This window comes from Thermoclostridium caenicola, from assembly GCF_900142095.1.
Lineage (GTDB): Bacteria > Bacillota > Clostridia > DSM-8532 > DSM-8532 > Thermoclostridium_A > Thermoclostridium_A caenicola.
The window spans coordinates 1-3440 of sequence record NZ_FQZP01000088.1; the positions used below are offsets into that span (position 1 = coordinate 1).

At 43.0% G+C, this 3440-nt stretch carries 3 protein-coding genes; all 3 read left to right on the plus strand.

The annotated features are described in order from the left end of the window. Positions 1-48: 48 nt before the first annotated feature. Positions 49-1407 (plus strand): S-layer homology domain-containing protein, encoded by a 1359-nt coding sequence (locus tag F3H12_RS12895; protein WP_149679721.1) that lies wholly within the window; start codon positions 49-51, stop codon positions 1405-1407. A 394-nt stretch (positions 1408-1801) separates the two neighbouring features. Further along, positions 1802-3166, plus strand: a complete 1365-nt coding sequence (locus F3H12_RS12900; RefSeq protein ID WP_188118535.1) for an S-layer homology domain-containing protein — start codon at positions 1802-1804, stop codon at positions 3164-3166. After that, positions 3163-3440: hypothetical protein (locus F3H12_RS12905; RefSeq protein WP_149679723.1), on the plus strand; the 278-nt coding region annotated here is incomplete at its 3' end. The genes F3H12_RS12900 and F3H12_RS12905, both read left to right, overlap by 4 nt.

Below are 3440 nucleotides of genomic sequence, written 5' to 3' on the forward strand. Positions count from 1 at the left end.
AACATTGAATGATAAGATTAACTCAACCAAATTTTAGGAGGTTGGGTTATGAAAAAGTGTCTCGCGTTCCTGCTGACAGTTGTTATGGTTCTGGCGGTTATAACCTCGGGAATGAGCCGGTCACACGCTGCATTGAGCTTCAAGGATGTGCCCAGGGAGGCCTGGTATTACGAGCACGTCCAGTATGTGGCCAACCACCCGCGGGAACTGATGGTGGGATACGCGGGAAACTTCGGACCGTTGGATAACCTCACGGTGGAACAGTTTATCAAGATAGCCGTAGCGGCTGCCGGCAAGGGTGTGGTTGTTCCTTCAGATAAATACTGGGGGGACGTCTATGTGTCCATTGGGTTGGAACTGGGTTTTGTGCAACCGGGAGAGTTTACCGATTACAAACGACCCATCACACGGGCTGAGATGGCCAGGATCATCATTCGCTCCCTTCCCATGATAACCGGTGAGAAGGATATTCCCTACAATGAAAGCGAGATAAGGTCACGAATAGCGGATTACGACAGCATCCCTGTAAACCTTCGGGAATATGTTTGTAAGGCTTATCAACTCGGCATCCTTGTGGGCGGATCGGATGGAAAGTTTAATCCCAATGGCAACCTGACACGTGCATCCGCTGCGGCGGTCATCCACAAGATGCTGGAACCCGGCCTGAGGACGATTTATACGCCTCCCGAAGAAGTTTGGAGCGATGAAGAGTTTGAGGCGTATATCAGGGAGAATGCAGATGACTTCTATTGCATTGCCAAAATTGAAAATAGAAAAATATATCTTCGAAATGCAATTGTGACTACACCAACACTGTTATCTGATAAAAATAATCCTGATATTCATGAACTTCTTTATGAATGTGCTAAGACCATGGCATATTATGCCCAGAAGAACGGTAATGTCTTCAGTATCGGATATAGTGACTTTTTTGGTGGTTCGGCTATTCTTTATTACTATGTTGACAATAAAACGACTCATCCCAGCATCAAATTAGAGTTTTTTGCGGAACCCCAAATGAACTATGTTGCCGAGAGATATGCGCCCGGGGAGCAAAAGAATCCTGCTTTATATTCTTGGACACTTAGTGCTTTATATGACGACGATTACTTACTTGGACAGGGATGGGAGCCGGATAAAGACAGAAAGAAGTTTTCATGGATACAGGACAAATATGCAAAGGTCTTGCTCCATCTGAGCAACATTGTTTATGGTCCCTCTCAGGGGAAAGCATTTTATGATTTCATGATTGAGCATCAGCTTCATGCTTACTATACAGATTTCAGTAAGGATGATAAATATATCGGCAAGGTACCGAATGCAAATATCGAAGTTGCATATTACTTTAAAGTTCCAGAGGCTATGGATAAATGGTTTTGGACCACCAGGCCGGTGGTTAGAAGATGAAAAAGATTACAAAATCAACAGTGATTATTGCGCTGATAGTTTCTATACTACTACTTTTGCATTATTTCTTGTTCAGAATCTGGACGACCGCTTAATATAGAGCATGGTCCTGCGGATGTGAAGAGACTTCTGCGCTTGTTCTACTCGCTCACAATGATATGTCCCAAGGGTGTCATTGCGAGAAGGCGGAGCCGACGAAGCAATCTCAGTCACATCTTCGGCCGCTTCAACGATTTTATCATTTACACGAGAACTAAAGAAAGTAAAACTGATTTCTATAAACGCGCCTGGAAAACAACTTTCACAAATCCAGCCATATTTTATTTTTACTATTACTGACATTTAATAACATAGAATGATAAGATTAACTCAACCAAATATTAGGAGGTTAATTATGAAAAAATCTCTCGCGATCCTGCTGACAGTTGTTATGGTTCTGGCGGTTATAACCTCGGGAATGAGCCGGTCACACGCTGCATTGAGCTTCAAGGATGTGCCCAGGGAGGCCTGGTATTACGAGCACGTCCAGTATGTCGCCAACCACCCGCGGGAACTGATGGTTGGATACGCGGGAAACTTCGGACCCTTGGATAACCTCACGGTGGAACAGTTTATCAAGATAGCCGTAGCGGCTGCCGGCAAGGGTGTGGTAGTGCCTTCAGATAAATACTGGGGGGACGTCTATGTGTCCATTGGGTTGGAATTGGGCTTTGTGCAGCCGGGAGAGTTTACCGATTACAAACGACCCATCACAAGGGCCGAGATGGCCAGGATCATCATTCGCTCCCTTCCCATGATAACCGGAGAGAAAGACATTTCCTACAATGAAAACGAGATAAGGTCGAGGATAGCGGATTACGACAGCATCCCGGTAAACCTTAGGGATTATGTTTGCAAAGCCTATCAACTTGGCATTCTAGTGGGCGGAACGGATGGAAAGTTTAATCCCAACGGCAACCTGACGCGGGCGTCCGCAGCGGCGGTTATTCACAAGATGCTGGAACCCGGTCTGAGGACGGTTTATACGCCTCCGGAAGAAGTTTGGAGCGATGAGGAATTTGAAGCATACATCAGGGATAATGCCGAGGACTTCTATTGCATTGCAAGAATTGAGAACAGGAAAATATATCTTCGAAATGCAGTTGCGACTACACCTACACTTTTGTCTGACAAAAATAATCCAGATATAAATGAAATATTGTATGAGTGTACTAAGACGATGGCGTATTATGCCAAAAAGAACGGCAATGCCTTCAGCATAGCGTATAGTGAATTTTTCGGTGGATATGTCTCATTGGGATATCATCTTGTCAGCGATAAATATAAGCCGGATATTGAGCTGATTATTTATGCAGAACCCCAGATGAACTATATCGCTGAAAGGTATGCTCCAGGTGAGCAAAAAAACCCGTCATATTATGAATGGACTATTCGTTCTTTAGCGGATGATCAATTTATCCTTGATCAGGGTTTTTTCCCAGGAAAGGGAATGGATAAGACCAAATTCAAGTGGACTCAGGAAAAGTATGAGAAGGTTCTACTCCATATTTGCCAAATCGTTTACGGACCGAATCAAGGCATAGCCTTTTTTGATTTTGCAGTTGAGAAGGTAATTAATGACGCTGCTTCAGAAACACTTGCCAGTGAAAAATACTTCGGTGTACTCCCAGGGGCAAATATAGAAATTGCATACTACCGTAACCCACCAGAAGCTATGAATAGAAACTTTTGGACCAGCAGACCGGTGGTGAGGAAATGAGAACTAAAAAATTAATATTGATGATAATAATAATAAATCTGATGCTGTGCATGTTTAACAATCATTCGTTAGCATATAGATTATTATCAACTAACAAAAATTACCAGATTAATATTAAGAATTCAATGATTTATAAAACTGAGGTTTTTGGTGATCCATTTGGCAGAGAAGATCTGCCCGATAAAGGCTTTTATAAAACTGAAGAAGGTTTTGTAGAAAACGAAAAAGGAGAAAAAGGCGAATATGCCCACATTGGATACAATTATGATGAATT

Coding starts and splice junctions, on each gene's coding strand:
- F3H12_RS12900 (WP_188118535.1), top strand. CDS start 1,802: ATGAAAAAATCTCTCGCGATCCTGCTGACAGTTGTTATGGTTCTGGCG.
- F3H12_RS12895 (WP_149679721.1), top strand. CDS start 49: ATGAAAAAGTGTCTCGCGTTCCTGCTGACAGTTGTTATGGTTCTGGCG.